The 17,080-nt window shown below is 55.8% G+C and carries 19 protein-coding genes and 1 riboswitch; of the genes, 1 reads left to right on the top strand and 18 read right to left on the bottom strand.

The window, feature by feature from the left end; translation table 11 throughout:
* Nucleotides 1-2 precede the first annotated feature (2 nt).
* The 17 genes from cobS to MNO13_RS05045 form a co-directional block, all read right to left on the bottom strand.
* Nucleotides 3-761, bottom strand: a complete 759-nt coding sequence (cobS, locus tag MNO13_RS05125) for an adenosylcobinamide-GDP ribazoletransferase (RefSeq protein WP_241939598.1) — start codon at nucleotides 759-761, stop codon at nucleotides 3-5.
* Nucleotides 752-1,303 (bottom strand): bifunctional adenosylcobinamide kinase/adenosylcobinamide-phosphate guanylyltransferase, encoded by a 552-nt coding sequence (gene cobU / locus MNO13_RS05120; protein ID WP_064544089.1) that lies wholly within the window; start codon nucleotides 1,301-1,303, stop codon nucleotides 752-754. Before cobU ends, cobS begins: the two co-directional genes overlap by 10 nt.
* Nucleotides 1,300-2,823, bottom strand: a complete 1,524-nt coding sequence (locus MNO13_RS05115) for a cobyric acid synthase (protein WP_241939597.1) — start codon at nucleotides 2,821-2,823, stop codon at nucleotides 1,300-1,302. The genes cobU and MNO13_RS05115 overlap by 4 nt, the downstream gene beginning before the upstream one ends.
* Nucleotides 2,820-3,635, bottom strand: a complete 816-nt coding sequence (locus tag MNO13_RS05110) for an energy-coupling factor ABC transporter ATP-binding protein (protein ID WP_064544085.1) — start codon at nucleotides 3,633-3,635, stop codon at nucleotides 2,820-2,822. The genes MNO13_RS05115 and MNO13_RS05110 overlap by 4 nt, the downstream gene beginning before the upstream one ends.
* 8 nt (nucleotides 3,636-3,643) lie before the next feature.
* Nucleotides 3,644-4,321 (bottom strand): energy-coupling factor ABC transporter transmembrane protein, encoded by a 678-nt coding sequence (locus tag MNO13_RS05105; RefSeq protein WP_237932018.1) that lies wholly within the window; start codon nucleotides 4,319-4,321, stop codon nucleotides 3,644-3,646.
* Nucleotides 4,308-4,589, bottom strand: coding sequence for an energy-coupling factor ABC transporter substrate-binding protein (locus MNO13_RS05100; protein WP_064544084.1), 282 nt, complete (start codon nucleotides 4,587-4,589; stop codon nucleotides 4,308-4,310). The genes MNO13_RS05105 and MNO13_RS05100 overlap by 14 nt, the downstream gene beginning before the upstream one ends.
* Nucleotides 4,590-4,591: 2 nt before the next feature.
* The gene (cbiM, locus tag MNO13_RS05095; protein WP_064544082.1) at nucleotides 4,592-5,323 is read right to left on the bottom strand and encodes a cobalt ECF transporter S component CbiM; all 732 of its coding nucleotides are present in this window, start codon (nucleotides 5,321-5,323) and stop codon (nucleotides 4,592-4,594) included.
* 113 nt (nucleotides 5,324-5,436) lie between these two features.
* Nucleotides 5,437-6,144 (bottom strand): cobalt-factor II C(20)-methyltransferase, encoded by a 708-nt coding sequence (locus MNO13_RS05090; protein ID WP_121815048.1) that lies wholly within the window; start codon nucleotides 6,142-6,144, stop codon nucleotides 5,437-5,439.
* Nucleotides 6,141-6,935: a sirohydrochlorin cobaltochelatase gene (gene cbiK / locus MNO13_RS05085; RefSeq protein WP_064544077.1), complete on the bottom strand. Its 795-nt coding sequence runs from the start codon at nucleotides 6,933-6,935 to the stop codon at nucleotides 6,141-6,143. The genes MNO13_RS05090 and cbiK overlap by 4 nt, the downstream gene beginning before the upstream one ends.
* Nucleotides 6,936-6,963: 28 nt before the next feature.
* Entirely contained in the window at nucleotides 6,964-7,689 is a 726-nt protein-coding gene (locus MNO13_RS05080; protein WP_064544075.1) for a precorrin-3B C(17)-methyltransferase, read from the bottom strand.
* Between the two features lie 27 nt (nucleotides 7,690-7,716).
* The gene (locus MNO13_RS05075; protein WP_064544073.1) at nucleotides 7,717-8,490 is read right to left on the bottom strand and encodes a cobalt-precorrin-4 methyltransferase; all 774 of its coding nucleotides are present in this window, start codon (nucleotides 8,488-8,490) and stop codon (nucleotides 7,717-7,719) included.
* Nucleotides 8,483-9,052 carry a decarboxylating cobalt-precorrin-6B (C(15))-methyltransferase gene (locus MNO13_RS05070; RefSeq protein ID WP_064544071.1) on the bottom strand — a complete coding sequence of 190 codons (570 nt, stop codon included), beginning with the start codon at nucleotides 9,050-9,052 and terminating at the stop codon, nucleotides 8,483-8,485. The genes MNO13_RS05075 and MNO13_RS05070 overlap by 8 nt, the downstream gene beginning before the upstream one ends.
* Nucleotides 9,042-9,647 carry a cobalt-precorrin-7 (C(5))-methyltransferase gene (locus MNO13_RS05065; protein WP_064544068.1) on the bottom strand — a complete coding sequence of 202 codons (606 nt, stop codon included), beginning with the start codon at nucleotides 9,645-9,647 and terminating at the stop codon, nucleotides 9,042-9,044. Before MNO13_RS05065 ends, MNO13_RS05070 begins: the two co-directional genes overlap by 11 nt.
* A complete protein-coding gene (gene cbiD / locus MNO13_RS05060) occupies nucleotides 9,641-10,777 on the bottom strand; it encodes a cobalt-precorrin-5B (C(1))-methyltransferase CbiD (RefSeq protein WP_241939596.1) in 1,137 nt (378 codons plus the stop codon). Before cbiD ends, MNO13_RS05065 begins: the two co-directional genes overlap by 7 nt.
* Nucleotides 10,777-11,406: a cobalt-precorrin-8 methylmutase gene (locus MNO13_RS05055; protein ID WP_064544105.1), complete on the bottom strand. Its 630-nt coding sequence runs from the start codon at nucleotides 11,404-11,406 to the stop codon at nucleotides 10,777-10,779. The genes cbiD and MNO13_RS05055 overlap by 1 nt, the downstream gene beginning before the upstream one ends.
* Nucleotides 11,407-11,416: 10 nt before the next feature.
* Nucleotides 11,417-12,376 (bottom strand): adenosylcobinamide-phosphate synthase CbiB, encoded by a 960-nt coding sequence (gene cbiB, locus MNO13_RS05050; protein ID WP_064544065.1) that lies wholly within the window; start codon nucleotides 12,374-12,376, stop codon nucleotides 11,417-11,419.
* Nucleotides 12,373-13,752: a cobyrinic acid a,c-diamide synthase CobB gene (locus MNO13_RS05045; RefSeq protein WP_241939595.1), complete on the bottom strand. Its 1,380-nt coding sequence runs from the start codon at nucleotides 13,750-13,752 to the stop codon at nucleotides 12,373-12,375. Before MNO13_RS05045 ends, cbiB begins: the two co-directional genes overlap by 4 nt.
* A 96-nt stretch (nucleotides 13,753-13,848) precedes the next feature.
* Nucleotides 13,849-14,023, bottom strand: a riboswitch (cobalamin riboswitch).
* A 434-nt stretch (nucleotides 14,024-14,457) separates the two neighbouring features.
* Here MNO13_RS05045 and MNO13_RS05040 point away from each other — a divergent pair.
* Nucleotides 14,458-15,324, top strand: a complete 867-nt coding sequence (locus MNO13_RS05040; protein WP_064544060.1) for a GHMP family kinase ATP-binding protein — start codon at nucleotides 14,458-14,460, stop codon at nucleotides 15,322-15,324.
* A 671-nt stretch (nucleotides 15,325-15,995) separates the two neighbouring features.
* On the opposite strand, the gene cobD is transcribed toward MNO13_RS05040, so the two are convergent.
* A complete protein-coding gene (gene cobD / locus MNO13_RS05035; RefSeq protein ID WP_133522896.1) occupies nucleotides 15,996-17,072 on the bottom strand; it encodes a threonine-phosphate decarboxylase CobD in 1,077 nt (358 codons plus the stop codon).
* Nucleotides 17,073-17,080: the final 8 nt, after the last annotated feature.

Raw genomic sequence — 17,080 nt, 5'->3', positions numbered from 1 at the left:
ATTCAGGCCCACAGCAATGCCAGCAGAAATACAATTTCCCCCACTTCTTCCGAGGCTCCCAGCGTGTCGCCGGTTTGCCCGTCTAACTGGCGGCGGAAATAGGATGCGACGCCATAAACCACAACATAAGTCACCAGAATGGCGATAAGCCCGCGCGTTCCGGCGAATAGCCCGACGATCAGCACCCCAATCAACAAGGTGATGGCGGCCTGATAACCGCTAATCTGGCCGATATAAATATTGCCCATCCCTTCACCGGCACGGGCGTAGCGCTGCTTATACATCGCCAGCACCATGGCTGCGCGGCCAGCCACTGGTGCACAGAGCAACAATGTGAAAAGTTCTTTAGCGGGAAATTGCGATAACGAAATAACGGCAAATGTTTTGATGAGAATACAGAAAATCAGTGCCAGGCCACCGTGTGTCCCCAGGCGGCTGTCGCGCATAATTTCCAGCATACGCTCGCGCTTACGGGCAGAAAAAATGCCGTCACAGGTGTCCGCCAGCCCGTCGAGGTGAAAACCGCCAGTCAGAAAAGCGAGTGCCAAAACGTAGACCAGCGCACCGACATAAATGCCGCCACCGCTCTGGCTGGCAACCACCGCGACGAATGCGGCAAGCCCGCCAACAACGCAGCCAACGACGGGAAAATAGCGCACGCCCTGGCCGTAGTGCCGGAACTCTACCCCGTCAGCCCACTTCTCTGGTACCGGGATGCGGGTAATAAATCGCATGGTCGCAGCCAACATATTTAGCGACATTTGATTTTTACCCCAATCCCCGCCACCACCAGCCACACCTCATCTGCCGCCTGCGCCAGCTTCTGATTAACCCTGCCAGAGATGTCGACAAAATGGCGAGCCAGGCGGTTTTGCGGCGTGATGCTCATCCCCAGTTCGTTAGTCACAATGTAGATTGGCGCGGGCGACTGCTGGCATGCGGCGATCAGGTCGTCAATCTGGCGCAGCAGAATCACCTCCAGAGCCGCAAAATCCAGGCTTTCCGGTTCAGCGCCTGCGCTCTCTTCATAAAGCAGGTTTGCCAGCATAGTAGTGATGCACTCCAGCATCACGCCTTCACCTGGTTGCAGATGGTGGCGAATCACCTCGCCCAAATCGCGGAACCCTTCCCAGGTCCGCCAGTGTTGTGGCCGTTGCGCCTGGTGCTGAGCCACGCGTGATGCCATCTCGTCATCGGTGACCAGCGAAGTGGCGATATACAAAACATGGTCACAATCCTCAGCGGCCAGCCGTTCCGTATGCGAGCTTTTGCCGCTGCGGGCACCTCCAGTGACCAGAATCATGCCGTTGCCTCCTGGTGCTCACGCATCACTTGATAGACTTTTTCAATATCAATGTTTTGCCGCATGGCCGCTGCCAGAATGTCAAACTGTTGGGATTTATAACTCGCGTAATCGACTGTGCTGGTCAGCGCCGCTAAGCCTTTACGCGCCCGTAGCCCATTAACCACCGCGCGCGTGAAGGTGTTACTGTCAAACAGCCCATGCAGATAAGTGCCAAACACCAGCCCGTCATCGCTGACTGCACCGTCGGCAATCGATTCGCCGTTTTTTTGCAGTAACAATGCCGGACGGCAGTCCGATGTTAATTGCGTTTCCCCCATGTGGATCTCATAGCCGCGTAGCGCAATCCCCGAAGCCTGCGCCAGCCAGCCAGGCAACGACGCGGCAGTTTCTGCCGCCACCAGAGTGGTGGTTTTACTACTGGCAAATTGGGTCACGGTATTGAGCAAGCCCAGCCCTGGTAAGGTGCCAAGCCCGGATTCCACCTCGTCAATAATGGTGTCGCCGAGCATCTGGTAACCGCCGCAAATGCCGATGATCGGCACGTGGCAGCGATGTAGCTCCAGCACCTTCCGCGCCAGGGCGTGTTCGCGCATCCAGCTCAAATCGCCGAGGGTATTTTTGCTGCCCGGTAAGATAACCAGATCCACCCCGTCCAGTTCTTCTGGATGGCGGACATAGCGCACGCGGACATCCGGTTGCGCCGCCAGCGCATTGAAATCAGTAAAGTTGGAAATGTGTGGTAAGTGCAGCACCGCAATCTCGATATCGCGCTTTTCGGTGTGCAAATATTTACCGCGCTGCAGCGCCACACCATCTTCATCTTCCAGGTCGACATCCAGCCATGGCATCACGCCCAACACCGGGACGCCGGTTAACGACTCAATCTGTTCAATCCCGGAGTGGAGCAACGCCACGTCACCGCGGAATTTATTAATGATGACGCCTTTTACTCGCCAGCGTTCATGCTCCTGCAATAACGCCAGCGTGCCATAAATAGAGGCGAAAACGCCGCCACGGTCGATGTCTGCCACCAGGATAACCGGGCATCCGGCCATTTCTGCCATTCCCATATTAACGATGTCGCGGTCGCGCAGATTGATTTCCGCCGGGCTTCCCGCCCCCTCCAGCACCAGCACGTCATACTCTTGCGCCAGGCTGTTATACGCCGCCGTCACCTGTTCCCGCAGGCGCGGTTTGTACTCGTGGTAACTGACGGCGTCCATATTGCAAGCCACCTGCCCCATCAGCACCACCTGCGCTTTGCTATCGCTGGTGGGCTTGAGCAATACCGGGTTCATGCGCACGTCCGGCACCACGCCCGCCGCTTCGGCCTGGAAAATTTGCGCCCGCCCCATCTCTTTACCTTCCGGCGTGATGCCGGAATTCAGCGCCATGTTCTGCGATTTAAACGGCGCGGTTCGCCAGCCATCCTGATGGAAAATACGGCAAAGCCCCGCAGCCAGAACACTTTTCCCGACATCCGATGCCGTTCCCTGCAACATGATTGCCTGCTTCATGACGCCTCCTGAAGATATGTCGCCCGCATACGGGCAAAGAAATCCGCTTCATTTTTACAAAGCGGTAAACCCAGCTCGAGGTGCATTTTGACCAGCCAGGGCTGCGTCAATCCCGCTTGCTCAATGCAGGCCTGACGAGAAAAGACGTCCTCCGGCGTCCCTTGCGCCAAAACTTCGCCGTGGTTGAGCACATACACCGCGTCGCTCACTTCGTAAATCAAGTCGATGTCGTGGCTGGAGATCACCACATGGTTGCCCTGAGCGACGATGCGGCGAATAATTTCAATCATCTGCGTGCGCCCTGAAGGGTCCAGCCCTGCCGTCGGTTCGTCGAGTAACAGATATTTCGCCTGGAGCACTAATGCGCCCGCAATGGCAACGCGCTTTTTCTGCCCGTGACTCAGGCACTGAATCGGCTGGTGACGAAAAGCGTGCGCGTCGACCAGCGTCAATGCTTCTTCGACCCGCCGCGCAATCTCTGCTTCTTCCACCCCGATATTGCGTAGCGCAAACGCAATGTCGCTGTCGATATCGGTATAGAAAATCTGCTGTTCCGGGTCCTGAAAAACCGTGGTGACTTGCTGACGCAGCGCCAGCAGCCCTCGTTTGCTGTAATCCAGCGGCTTGCCCTGCCACAGCACCGCCCCTTTTTGCGGCTTCAGAATGCCACTGAGGTTCATAAACAATGTCGATTTTCCGCAGCCATTTGCCCCCACCAGCCCGGTAACCGAATGGCGAGAAAAATCCAGCGAAACACCTTTAAGTACCGGTTCGTCCTGGTAACGAAACCAGAGAGATTCTGTGGCTAGCATGGCTGTCCTTAGAGGTGAAAATCACCCTGATACAATTTGATATCCAGCACCGTCACCATTTGCTGATAGCGCATCATCACGCGGGTAAATAGCATTCCGACCAGCATCGCAAACGATCGATACCCCAGCGGCAAACTGCGATAACCAAAGCGCAGCGTCTGCGCACGGTGGATAGCCAGCGCCTCCTCCAGCAAGATAAAAATAAAGCGCCAGGTCAGCAGGATCTGTTCGGTCATTAACCGCGGCACCCGCGCACGTTGCAGCAGCACAATCAGCTGCGGGAAAGGCAGATTGAGGACCAGCCAGAAGGTCGATGCCAGCGCCGCCAGGCTGCGCCAGACAGTCGCATTCGCCATCAGCAATCCGTCATGGCTGATGCCAATCCAGACGCTGCCAACCGGCACACTCCACAACAGCTCCGTCGATTCGCGGCTGATGCTAAACAGGATTGTCACCACCCCCACCAGCAAAAAACCAAACGGCAGTGCCATCCATCGGCACCAGCGCCACAGCGAAATACGCAGTAACCAGCAGGTGAACGCCGCGACCAGCACCAGCAAACAAACCTGGCCGAACGGCGGCAGGGCAAACGCCAGCACCATCATCGCCAGCCACAACCAGAATTTGCGCACCGGTGAAACGTGGTACCAGCGGCTTTGGTAGCTGAGTCTGTCAAGCCCGGTCAGTTGCACGTTGTCTGCCTTTCCAGTAACCGAAGATGTAGAAAATCACCGCCGCGCCAAAAGAGCCCTGCAAGGTAAACAGCAAGCTTTCTATTTCACCGCTTGCCGGTTCATACAGCGGCTGGAACCACGGTTGGTAATCCGGAGCAATAATCTGGATCTGGCTTTCCGCTTCACCGTCGGAACCGCCATATTCACCGTTGTGGTCAATGAAGAACGGCAATATCACCAGTGCAATCACCATCGCGAGCAAAACTATCGTCTTTTTCATCGTTAATGCTCCTGTGCCGTGATCAAATTACGTTTCGTGATTTGGTCATAGATCAATACCGTCAGCAGCCCTTCCGCTATGGCGATCGGGATCTGCGTCAGGCAGAAGATACTCATGAACTTGAGCGTCGATCCGCCCATGCCCGCCTGCGAGTCGGGAAACGCAACGCCCAATTGCACCGAGGTCACAAAGTAAGTGGTGAGATCCGCCAGCATGGCGCATAAAAACACCCCGACATCACGACGTAACCCTGCGCGGCAAGCCAGCTTCCACACCAGATAACCGACAATCGGCCCCGCCACCGCCATCGATATGCCGTTAGCGCCAAGCGTGGTCAAACCGCCGTGAGCCAGCAGCAGTGACTGGAACAGCAACACCACCGCGCCGAGGATTGCCACCACACCGGGCCCGAACAAAATCACCGCTAGCCCAACGCCGGTAGGATGCGAGCAGCTTCCGGTTACCGACGGAATTTTCAGCGCCGAGAGCACGAAAACAAATGCGCCGCACAGCGCCAACAACACTTTCTGGTTGCTGTCTTCCGCAACAATCTGGCGCAGGCGCACCAGGCCATACCACAGGCACGGTAGAAACAGCAGCCACCAGGCCAGCGCCCACATCGGCGGTAAAAAACCTTCCATAATGTGCATGGCAAACGCATCTTGCGGCACGATGAGCAACAGCATTCCCATGCCGAAGCCGCTTAGTGAGAGTTTTTTCAGTAACGATTCCATGATTTCCCCTTCAGCATTGTTGTCGGATGACGCAGCGCTTATCCGACCTACGTCTACGTCATTGGTTTGATTTTGTCGGGGGGATAAGCCGCAGGCGTCATCCACCGATTCAGCTAATTACGCCACTGCTTGTTCACCAAAATGGTCGAAAAATACGGCAACTCCTGGTCATCCGGCACCTCTCGCAGGTTTCGCCAGCATTGCTCGTTCGGCAGTGTCGCTTCGGCCATCATCAACGCGTTATCCAGCAAATTCGCTTCCTGCAACAGGCACTTAATTCGCGCAAAACGGCCATACACCTTCATTAAGACCAGGCTGTCATGCCGTTCCAGCGCCTGGCGAATCTCGTCCTCCGGTGAGGTACAAGAAATCACCGCCAGTGATTGCGACTCCATCGCCAGCGGCGTTCCAGAGCGTGAAGCAATCGCCGCAAAAGAGGTCACGCCTGGGATAATTTCCAGCCAGTCAGGATGCGGCAACCGCTTGAGTAAAAAGACCCAGGTGCTGAACAACATGGCATCGCCGAGGGTAATAAAGCCGACGCGTTTTCCCGCCTCAACTTCGCGGTACAGTTCGGCGGCAACCGCATCCCATACCGCTTCTTTTTCGGCACTGTCCGCGCTCATTGGGAAATGGCGGCAACAGACTTGCGTGTGCTCACCGAGATATTCGCGCACGATAGAAAGCGCCAGGCTATCGCCACCTTTACGTCCGGCGGGGGTGTACAGCACGTCCAGCGAGGCAAGTATCCGCGACGCGCGCACCGTAATTAAGTCGCTCGCCCCAGGGCCGGTGCTAATTGCGTAGAGTTTTCCGCTCATGCTGCCTCCTCCATTGAACCTTTAATCGCCTGCTGTAAATGTGCGACGAACATCGCGCGCACCGCCGGGTTTTCACCCAGCCCCTGCAACCACGGTGTCGCGGGAATCCCCGCAGCGCAGAACTGTGATTTCCACGAATCGTCTTCATCAGACGCCATATCGTTGATGGCGTGGTCACCTGCCACCAGCATGAGCGGCATCAGATGAACGGCGCGCACGCCTTCGGCCAGCATGTTGTCAATCAGTTGCCCGACTTCCGGGTAACTTTCCACCGCACCAACTCGTGCGAGCATCTGCTGTGCCTTCATCATGTGATCGAGACATGCGTAAGCGGCAAAAGCGTGATGGCTGGCACCGTGGCCCATAAACACCACTTCTTCCCGTTCGCCCAGCGCAGGCATTTGCAGGCGTAAAGCCGCCATCAGTTGCGAATAATCAGCGAAGCTATTGAGTAACGGTGCGCCAATCACCAGGCGCGCAAACAATGGCCGCATCACCTGCACTTCATGGACGATCTTTTCGTACTCATCGCCGTTGATAATGTGCAATGACTGAATAGCCACATCCTGATAACCCAGCTCTGCCAGCTTGCGCAGCGCCTGCAACGGTGTATCGATATGAATGCCATCACGCTGTTTTAACTTGCGGATGATCATCCCTGAGGTGTAAGCACGGAACAGGCAGCGATCAGGGCAACTGGCAGCCAGGTCGCGTTCACACGCCACAATATTTTTCTCACCGGTGTCGTGATGGCTGGTGCCAAAACTCACCACCAGAAGCGCTTTTTTCATGGTTTAATCCTTTTGTTTCAGCCAGGCGTCACAACGTGTAACCACGCGGGGTGATCATCAGCCCTTGCTCGATATAGGTTGCGTGGTTGCCGACAATCACCAGACTGGTCATGTCCACTGGTTCAAAATCCATCTCGCCGAGTGTGGTGAGCCATTTCTGTTGTTTTTTGCGCCCGGCTGACTTCACCACGCCTACTGGCGTCTGGGCGCTTTTGCTACCGGAAAGCAGTTCAAAAGCCCGAGCCAGATGCCCTTCGCGGCCACGGCTGCGCGGGTTATAGAAGCAGATGACAAAATCGGCTTCGCCTGCGGCGATGATGCGTTTTTCAATCACCGCCCACGGTGTCAGCAGATCACTGAGGCTGATGTGGCAAAAATCGTGCATCAGCGGTGCGCCAAGCAAAGATGCGGCGGCGATGCTCGCTGTCATGCCGGGAATCAACCGCACTTCCACATCCAGTTTCTGTTTGCTGACCAGCTCAAGCACCAGCCCAGCCATGCCGTAAATACCGGCATCGCCGCTGCTAATCAGCGCCACGTTGCGCCCGCTTTGCGCCAGCTCAATCGCCGCCTGACAGCGTTCAATTTCCTTGCACATCCCTGTTTTGATCACTTGCTTGTCGCCGGTGAACGCCTTCACCAGATGGGTGTAAGTTTTATAACCCACCACGATTTCAGCAGCCTGCAACGCCTCTACGGCTTCGAGGGTCATCATGGCCTGCGAGCCAGGGCCAATCCCAATTACGGTTAACATCAGTGTGAAACTCCCAGTGTGATTAACTCAGGCTTTGCGGTATTCATGGCTGAAATCCGCGGCATACAGGCGTGAATAGTGAAACTCTTCGCCGAGGAATGCGCCGACCAGAATCAGCGCGGTTTTGCGGATCCCCGCGTCACGGACTTTGTCGCCAATATCCGCGAGGGTGCCGCGTACGGTCATGCTTTCCGGCCAGGTCGCTTTATAGATAACCGCCACTGGCGTCGAAGCCGGATAGCCGCCTTCAATCAGACGTTCGGCGACGCGGTGGATGCGTTGCACGGAGAGGTAAATCGCCATTGATGTCTGGTGGCTGGCGAACAGTTCAATCTGCTCGAGCGGCGGCACAGGCGTGCGCCCTTCCAGGCGCGTGATAATCAGGCTTTGCGAAACCTCAGGCACCGTGTATTCAACACCCAGCTCCGCCGCAGCCCCCAGGAAAGCACTGACGCCCGGCACCACTTGCCACGGGATACCGCGACGGGCGAGGACTTCGCCTTGTTCGCGCACTGAGCCATAGAGCGACACATCGCCGGTTTGCAGGCGCACCACCGTTTTACCGGCCTTAATCCCTTCTTCCATCAGGTCGATAATTTGCGTCAGATGCAGCTGCGCACTGTCGTGGCACTGCGCCTCTTTCGGGCAATAGTCCAGCAGCTCAGTGTTGATAAGCGAACCGGCGTAAATCACCACCTGCGCCTCTTGCAGCAAGCGGTAGCCTTTGAGCGTAATCAGTTCGCGGTCACCTGGCCCCGCACCCACAAACCAAACGCTGCGGGGATCAAAAGTCTTAGCCATGATTCTTTTCCTTCTGGCAGGAAATCATAAAAGTGGGGTTATTGGGTTTGAAGTAATGCCCGCATCCCAGTGCGGTTAACTCGGAAATCTGTAGTTGCAGGCAATCAAAATCGTGCATGCCGCGAGAGGAAAGATGATCCAGTGCGGTGGTGAGGTTTTCCTGAAGGATAAACGTCAGCACCAGCCGCCCTTGCGGGTTGAGCTGCTCCAGCGCCCAGTCAATTAACTCCGTCAAGTTGCCGCCACTGCCGCCGATGAAAATCGCCTCGGCTTTTTCCCCCAGCATCACCGGAGCTTCACCGGCGATAATCTCGATATTGCAGCAATCAAAATGGCGACGGTTTTCCGCCAGCAGCGTCAGTGCATCGGGGTTTCGTTCAATGGCCGTCACCCGCAGTTCAGGGTGGCTGAGCGCTGCTTCAATCGAGACACTGCCCGTGCCTGCACCAACATCAATAAAATGGCGGGCCTGATGCAACGCAAGCCTGGAGAGCGCCACGGTGCGCACCACTTCCTTGGTCATCGGGACTTTTGCCCCGCGTAAAAACAGTTCATCTTTCATTGAGGATCACCAGGACATTCATGTCGTACTGTGCAGTGACATCACAGGCGCGTAGCCAGTGGATGCGTTCGTTTTCCATTGCCAGGTTTTCACCGATAACCAGCCTGCGTTGCCCGGCGCCTCTGGCGACCAGCTCAGCGGCGATTTCTCGCGGGCCACACAATTTATCGGTCACCATCGCCACTTTGGGCTGGCGGACCAGGACTTCGAAATCGACCGTTCTGCCGTGGCTGCTGGTTAACCAGATGTCATTCATATCGATGCCGGTTTTCGCGCAAAGATATTGTGCCGCGCTGATCCCCGGGATCACCTTCAGGCGATCGATTCCAAAGTGCGCAACCATTCGCGTACCAATGCCGTAAAACAGCGGATCGCCAGATGCCAGCACCACCACGCGGCGCGCGGTCTGGCATTCAATCCAGCTCAGTAAAGCGGCGATGTCGGCATCAAGTTGGCGCGTTTCACCGCAAAAATCAGGGAACTGCGCCAGATGGCGTTTCCCGCCAATCAGAATTTCAGCTTCGGCAACCGCCTGGCGGGCAGCGGGCGTCATCAGCTGCACGCCCGCCGGCCCCATTCCAACCACCGTCAGCATTGCAAATCCTCCGCGATCTCCTGCAACGGGCGGTTACTACCCAACAGTTGGTTATCAAAAGAGAACATCACGGCATCGCAAACGGGAGGCTGGCTGGTAAAACGCAGCGTCTGGGCAACCCGCAGACAAATACGTTCGGCAAGATGGTGATAGATGCGCTGGAAACCCCAGGCGTCAATGTGCTCTTGCGCCGCTTCGGTGGTGTCGCATTCGCTGACGGCAGCCAGCAATTCGTAAGGCGCGTGGAGCAATGCCAGATGGGCGACCAGTATTTCCATGCGCGCGTCGGCAATATGGCTGTGGGTATGGAATATTCCGGCGGCGACCTTAATCAGCTTCCCTGGATGCCCGACCAGCACGATCTGACGGAAGCCCAGGCGCACCGCTTCCGAAATCATGTAACCAACAAAGTTGCTCATGGTGACGATGGACTGGCTGTCCACGCCAAGCTGTTCGCGTACGAAACGTTCGCCATGATTGCCAGGCACCATCACGATGCGCTCCAGACCCGCTGCGCGTTTCAGCTCCAGTTCCAGCGCCAGAGAACGCTTCCAGCTCTCTTCCGACATCGGCGTCACAATGCCGGTGGTGCCAATAATCGAGATACCGCCGATGACGCCAAGGCGCGAGTTATAGGTTTTTTGCGCCCGTAGCTCCCCTTCAGGGGCGAAGATTTCCACCTGCGCACCACGCGACGGGCCAATCACTTCACGTACCGCAGATTCAATGGTCTGGCGTGGTGTGCGGTTGATCGCGGCACTGCCGACGGGCAAGCCAATGCCTTTGCGGGTGACTTTGCCTACCCCTTCGCCGCCATGAAGGGTTATCTCGCCGGAATCGTTCAGCGCGACTCTGGCAAAAATCAACATGCCGTGGGTGGCGTCAATATCATCACCGCCGTCTTTACGGATAGCGGCGATCGCTTGCTGCCCTTCGATGTGTGGCGATTCAACATTCAGGCACAGCGTCACGCCGGAAGGCGTGGTAATAGAAACCTGATGAATCAGGTGCTGGCGTAATACCATCAGCGCCGCGACTTTTGCCGCCGCCGTTGCGCAGGAGCCGGTGGTATAGCCTTTGCGTAACGCTTTTCCGTTATGCCACACCGGTGCCTCGAAGGATTCGCTCATCACGCCTCCCGCAGGTGATACAGCACGGCGTTGACGATGGCGGCGGCGACATTACTACCGCCCTTACGCCCGCGTGCAGCAATGGCCGGAAGGTCGCTGGCAATAAGCGCATCTTTCGACTCTTCGGCGCCGACGAACCCGACAGGAACGCCAACCACAGCACGCACCGGAGTCGCCTTTTCCAGCAAGCGGAACAGTGCGGTTGGCGCGTTACCAAAGACAAAGATCTTTTCGCCTTCTTCTTGCATCGCCAGATCAACCGCCGCCATAGAGCGCGTGATCGCCAGTTCTTTCGCCTGGTGGACAACGTGGGGATGGCTGATATAGCAACGGCACTCGCCACCGAAACTGGCTAACAGCGTTTTATTGATCCCGGAAAGCGCCATCGTGGTGTCAGTGTAAATCGTGCAGCCGCTGCGCAACGCGGCGCACAAGTTGTCCAGCGCATGTTCGGAAAACCATAAAATATCCAGCCAGTCAAAATCGGCGGTGGTATGGATAACCCGTTTAATCACCGCCTCGTGCAGCTCGCTGGCAAAACGGTATTCTGGCCGGGTTTCCCGGACAATCTCGTCGATAATGACGAAGCTTTTGGCTTCAATCGCTTGTGGTTGTTGTATGTAATTCATCATATTGCCCTCAGACCGCTCCAGACCAGATAACCCGCGCCAGCGCAAACAGCAGCAGCGCCAGCGTGGAAGCCACCCACATCAATTGAATCGTTGCTGAAATATCGCCAACGGCTATCTCGCGGGAAGCCTCTCCGAGCCAGGGTTTGTCCATCCGTTGCCCGAAGTATTCATTTGGCCCGCCGAGACGAATACCTAACGCCCCTGCCACCGTGGCTTCCGACCAACCGCAGTTGGGGCTGCTGTGGTTGTAGCGATCGCGCCAGCCAATACGCAGCGCGTCGATGGCATTGTTGCGGCACATCCACGCGGCAGCGCTCAGCAATAACCAACTGATACGCGCCGGAATGAAGTTGGCGAGGTCGTCCATTCGCGCACTAACCATGCCGATTGCACGGTATTTTGGGTGTTTGTAGCCGACCATCGAATCCAGCGTATTGACGGCTTTGTAGGCCATCGCCAGTGGCGCGCCGCCGAGCAGTAAAAAGAACAGTGGTGCTATCACGCCGTCCACGGTGTTCTCCGCAACGGTTTCCACTACCGCGCGATTGATTTGCGGCATTTGCAATTGGGAAGTGTCGCGCCCGACAATCCAGGCGAGTTTTTTGCGGCTTTCCTCGAGATTGCCCTCACTTAACGGCAGCTCCACGTCACGCGCGGCGTCATCGAGGCTGCGGGCAGCAAGCACCGTGAAAATCATCCACACTTCGACAATCCAGCCCAACCAGGGGTGAATGGCATTGGCAAAATGCAGCAGCCCCCACGCCACGCCGAAGGTGGTGCCAACCACGCAGAGCCACATCAAACCACCACCGATGGACAAGGCCGCTTCGCTACGGCAGTAACGCCGGACGATACGTTGTGCCAACGCTGTCAGTGCGCCAATCCAGCGCACCGGATGCGGCCAGTGGTGAGGGTCGCCCAGCAGACGATCCAGAATCCACGCCACCGCCCAGGCCAGGAGTGTCATTTCGCTCTCCTGGCTGCACTTATCCAGCGATTAAGCAGCGTGGGACGCTGGGCAAAATGAATATGCAGATAGCTGGCGAAGGTATTTCCCACCTGCCAGCCACCCGACCACGCCTGTAAAACTGCGCCGTCGCGGGTTTTGCTGCACGCCATCACCGCAGGGATTTGCGGCGTAAATTCAGAATAATGAAACTCGTGACCACGCAGCGTTTCGCCTGTGTCAGCCAGCAAGGTGGGCGCCAGCGCCCGGCTTTCGCAGTAGCCAAAGCGGGTTAATTTTTTGCCCATCACGCTATGGCCGGGAATAGCGCCGACCATCGGATAAGTCGCGCCGTGGCTGTCTTGTAGCGAACTGCCGAGGTACATCAAGCCGCCGCATTCGCCATAAATCGCCACGCCTCGTTGGTGGGCTGCGAGGATTTGAGCGCGCATGGTGTGGTTCGCGGATAGCTTTTCGGCGTAGAGTTCCGGATAGCCACCGCCGAGCCAAATCATCTGACATTCCGGTAACTGGCTGTCATGCAGCGGGCTGAAGCGCACAATGCGCACGCCAGCACGCTCAAGAAGAGAAATGTTATCGGGGTAATAGAAGTTGAACGCCTCGTCATCGGCCAGCGCCAGCGTTAACCCTGCTCCGCTGCCGGCGGCTGGCAGTTCAGGCCACGCCCCTGAAGGGAGCGCATCACAGACGCTGAGTGCCAGCAACTGGTCGATATCCAGCGTTTTTTCAAGCTGGCTGGCGAAGTCTGCCCAGGGTTGTGAATTGACGACCGACTCGCGTGCGGTGACCAGCCCCAAATGCCTTTCCGGTAACGAAACCCCTTCAACACGGGGAACGTAGCCCAACACCGGCACGCCGCAGTAGCGTTCAATAGCGCTTTTCAACAACTGGTAATGGCTTTCGCTATTCACGCGGTTGACGATCACGCCCGCCAGCTTTAATGCGGGGTCAAAATGTTGAAACCCCATGACCGTCGCGGCAATCGACGTCGAAACAGCTTTCCCATCGACCAGCAGAATCACCGGGCAGTTCAGTTGCTTCGCCATCCCTGCGGTGCTGCAATAATCAGGACTGATGCCGTAGCCATCAAACAGCCCCATCACGCCTTCAATCACCGCCACATCCGCATGCTGCATACGTTCGGCAAACAGCGCATTTAACGTGGTAACCGGCAGCATAAAACGGTCAAGGTTCAGGGAGGCAGTCCCGGTCACGGCGCTATGCCAGCCAGTATCAAGATAGTCAGGGCCAACTTTGCAGGGTTGTACGCGCAATCCGCGCTGTGTGAGGAGGCTAAGCAAACCCAGCGTAACCGTGGTTTTGCCACATCCGCTGGAAGTGCCTGCAACAATGAATGTCCTTTTCCTGGCTGCCATACCCCAATCCTGTTCTGGGCGGTACGGGTGCCAGGATGTGCGTTGACCCAGTCTTGCGACTCGACGCTTCTGAGCAACCCACTTCCCACCGAAGTTGTTGTTTTTAGCTAACAGACTGGTCTTCTGGCTTAGCGTCACTCTCACCCGTCCTTCCCAATCTTACGATCAGTGGTATCACGGGTTCGTCAGCATCACAGCAGCGGGGGCTGCGGGGGATTTAAACCCCCTTCCCAACCACACAATGTGGTGTATCTATTAGCATTACAGTTAACCGCGTATGCCGTAAATTCACTGTTGCGCATACGTGGAAACATAATTTAAGAATTCTGTTGAATATCGCCAAATAAAAACTCGACACAGGTTATAGCGCCTAAGCAATTAAATTATTGCGCTACGACAATTTATCAGACCAATTAAATTTGCTTACTTTGACACGCCCCACAATTAATTACCTTTTCGTAAAGCAATAACAAAACCTCACTTTTAAATGAAATAACCCCTTACACCAAATAGACAAATAAGTTCATGAAAATAAATCATATTAATATGAAAATAAATCAAAGCCATATTATTAGCGCGCAGATATAACATCTTTATTCTTTTTATCGCCATGGCGGATTAAGCTATATTGTGGAAAATCAATAAATCCTATAAAGCGCCATGTCACTATCGCGCAGATATAATTGAGTGAAAAAGGTGGTCAATGTGGCAGTAGCTCAGTGTCCTGCATCCTGTGGCGAGCTTATCCAGGGGTGGATTGTTGGCGGCGAAAAGCTGGTGTCGTGTCCGGTGGACTGGTACAGCACCGTTGAAGTCACCACTGGCGCTCCGCTAGCAAGCGAACTTCCTCTGTCGCGCGCAATGGTGAAACAGCTGCTGGCGCACTGGCAATATCCCGCAGAGTTGAGCCGTGAAATACGCATTGAGCGCCACTCGACGATTCCGCTCGCCAAGGGAATGGCCAGTAGCACCGCAGATATCGCCGCCACGGCGCTCGCTACCGCGAGTTATTTAGGCCGTGAACTCAGTGAACAAGCACTGGCGGCGCAGTGTGTTGCACTCGAACCCACCGACAGCACTATTTTTCGCAGCCTGACGTTGTTTGACCATAACAAAGGTGCTACGCGCATCGCCTGTGACTCGCAACCGGCGCTGGATCTGCTGGTGCTTGAAAGCCCACTGACTTTGCGAACCGCAGATTATCACCGCATGGAAAGAAACACGTTGCTGCAACGGCATGCCCCTGAACTGGAAACAGCCTGGGGGAAAATTCAGCAAGCGTGCGCGCAGAACAACCCACGTTTGATGGGTGAAGCCGCCACGCTTAGCGCCGTGGCGAGCCAGAATATTTTGCCTAAACCGGAATTTAACGTCTTGTTATCACTGGTTGAAGAGTGCGATCTCTACGGTATTAATGTCGCTCACAGCGGCAGCGTGGTGGGGTTGTTGTTAGACCGCAACAAGCATGATGTAGAGCGGGTGATAGGGCTATTGACGGAAAAACGCTTAACTCCACACTGGCCGATGCATCACTTGTTGAAGATGGTCGAAGGCGGCGTGGCCTTGCTGTGATCACCGTTAATGGTGTCGGATGACGCTGCGCTTATCCGACCTACGGGATAGCCGTTGTAGGGGGACAAGCGTCAGCGTCATCCACCAGTTACGCCGAGGGTGACGGAGGTCGCTGCGCTTATCCGACCTACGGGATAGCCGTTGTAGGGGGGATAAGCGTCAGCGTCATCCACCAGTTACGCCGAGGGTGACGGAGGTCGTTGCACTTATCCGGCCTACGGGATAGCCGTTGTAGGGGGGATAAGCGTCAGCATCATCCACCAGTTACGCCGAGGGTGACGGAGGTCGCTGCGCTTATCCGGCCTACGGGATAGTCGTTGTAGGGGGGATAAGCGCCAGCGTCATCCACCAGTTACGCCGAGGGTGACGGAGGTCGCTACGCTTATCCGGCCTTCGGGATAGTCGTTGTAGGGGGGATAAGCGCCAGCGTCATCCACCAGTTACGCCGAGGGTGACGGAGGTCGCTGCGCTTATCCGGCCTACGGGATAGTCGTTGTAGGGGGGATAAGCGTCAGCGTCATCCACCAGTTACGCCGAGGGTGACGGAGGTCGCTGCGCTTATCCGACCTACGGATAGCCGTTGTAGGGGGGATAAGCGCCAGCGTCATCCACCAGTTACGCCGAGGGTGACGGAGGTCGCTGCGCTTATCCGACCTCTGGAGAGGTTTCACTTATGAATCAGGCGTTAATATCTGGCTCAGCGCCTGAATCAACTGCCGGTTTTCATCTTCGCGACGAACGGCCACCCGATAGAAATGGCTATCAAGCCCCGGATAATTTTCACAGTGGCGAATAAGAATACGCTGCGCTAACAGCGCCGATTTCAGGTTAATGTGTTGATGGGTACATTTGAAAAACAAGTAGTTGGCGGTAGGTTGCCAGACCACCAGTGACGTAAATTGCTTCAGGGCGTGCCATAAATATTCCCGCTGGCGGGCAATATATTGGTGGCTCAAATTGATGTAATCGTCATCAGTCAATAAGTGCTGACCCACGAGTGCAGCAAGCCCATTTATCGACCAGGGCTCGCGGTTATCTTTCAGATGACGAATAGTCGCCCGGTTACCACTTAGCAAATAGCCAAGCCGCAGACCCGGAATGGCAAAAAATTTGGTCAGCGAACGTAACAGATAGAGATAATTCGAATGCACCAAACGCGCAGCCAGGCTTGATCCTTGAGGAAGAAAATCAATAAAAGCTTCATCAACAATCAGCGCTATCTGGCTCGTTTCACACAGTTCTGCCAGTTCATTTAACAGCTGCGCGTCGGGCATCAACCCTGTTGGATTATTCGGCGTGGCAATAAACAGGCAGTCAGGCCGTTGTTGACGAACAGCTTCTAGCAGTTGTTGATCGGGCTGAAAACCCTGTGACTCTTCTAAGCGATATTCAATTACCCGACAACCCTGCTGCGCCAGCGCCCGGCGGTATTCCGCAAAACCGGGCACCAGAAGCATGGCGCTGCGTGGCGATAACGCACGCACCAGGCCGTAAATCAGTTCCGTGGCACCATTACCGGCAATAACCTGTTCAACATCGCAGTGATTGGCCGACGCCAGCGCCTGATGAAGGTGACGATATTCAACATCCGGATAGCGCTCAATAAGTTCCAGATGAGTAGTGATGAGCGACTTAACTCGTGCAGATAAACCCAGCGGATTGATATTGGCACTGAAATCCAGCAGAGCTTCTGGCGCAATACCGAGCTGTTGGGCGATTTCGACACTATTCCCACCATGTTCACTCATTGGCCGCT

Origin of the sequence: Buttiauxella ferragutiae, from assembly GCF_022637515.1 — a bacterium.
Taxonomy (GTDB): domain Bacteria; phylum Pseudomonadota; class Gammaproteobacteria; order Enterobacterales; family Enterobacteriaceae; genus Buttiauxella; species Buttiauxella ferragutiae.
Note: the sequence above shows the minus strand (reverse complement) of the source record. Positions and strands in the feature narration are given on the sequence as shown.

Bases quoted from the DNA above. Each gene is read 5' to 3' on its own strand.
- cobS (WP_241939598.1), bottom strand. From the start codon at position 761: ATGTCGCTAAATATGTTGGCTGCGACCATGCGATTTATTACCCGCATC.
- cobU (WP_064544089.1), bottom strand. From the start codon at position 1,303: ATGATTCTGGTCACTGGAGGTGCCCGCAGCGGCAAAAGCTCGCATACG.
- MNO13_RS05115 (WP_241939597.1), bottom strand. From the start codon at position 2,823: ATGAAGCAGGCAATCATGTTGCAGGGAACGGCATCGGATGTCGGGAAA.
- MNO13_RS05110 (WP_064544085.1), bottom strand. From the start codon at position 3,635: ATGCTAGCCACAGAATCTCTCTGGTTTCGTTACCAGGACGAACCGGTA.
- MNO13_RS05100 (WP_064544084.1), bottom strand. From the start codon at position 4,589: ATGAAAAAGACGATAGTTTTGCTCGCGATGGTGATTGCACTGGTGATA.
- cbiM (WP_064544082.1), bottom strand. From the start codon at position 5,323: ATGGAATCGTTACTGAAAAAACTCTCACTAAGCGGCTTCGGCATGGGA.
- MNO13_RS05090 (WP_121815048.1), bottom strand. From the start codon at position 6,144: ATGAGCGGAAAACTCTACGCAATTAGCACCGGCCCTGGGGCGAGCGAC.
- cbiK (WP_064544077.1), bottom strand. From the start codon at position 6,935: ATGAAAAAAGCGCTTCTGGTGGTGAGTTTTGGCACCAGCCATCACGAC.
- MNO13_RS05080 (WP_064544075.1), bottom strand. From the start codon at position 7,689: ATGTTAACCGTAATTGGGATTGGCCCTGGCTCGCAGGCCATGATGACC.
- MNO13_RS05075 (WP_064544073.1), bottom strand. From the start codon at position 8,490: ATGGCTAAGACTTTTGATCCCCGCAGCGTTTGGTTTGTGGGTGCGGGG.
- MNO13_RS05070 (WP_064544071.1), bottom strand. From the start codon at position 9,052: ATGAAAGATGAACTGTTTTTACGCGGGGCAAAAGTCCCGATGACCAAG.
- MNO13_RS05065 (WP_064544068.1), bottom strand. From the start codon at position 9,647: ATGCTGACGGTGGTTGGAATGGGGCCGGCGGGCGTGCAGCTGATGACG.
- cbiD (WP_241939596.1), bottom strand. From the start codon at position 10,777: ATGAGCGAATCCTTCGAGGCACCGGTGTGGCATAACGGAAAAGCGTTA.
- MNO13_RS05055 (WP_064544105.1), bottom strand. From the start codon at position 11,406: ATGAATTACATACAACAACCACAAGCGATTGAAGCCAAAAGCTTCGTC.
- cbiB (WP_064544065.1), bottom strand. From the start codon at position 12,376: ATGACACTCCTGGCCTGGGCGGTGGCGTGGATTCTGGATCGTCTGCTG.
- MNO13_RS05045 (WP_241939595.1), bottom strand. From the start codon at position 13,752: ATGGCAGCCAGGAAAAGGACATTCATTGTTGCAGGCACTTCCAGCGGA.
- cobD (WP_133522896.1), bottom strand. From the start codon at position 17,072: ATGAGTGAACATGGTGGGAATAGTGTCGAAATCGCCCAACAGCTCGGT.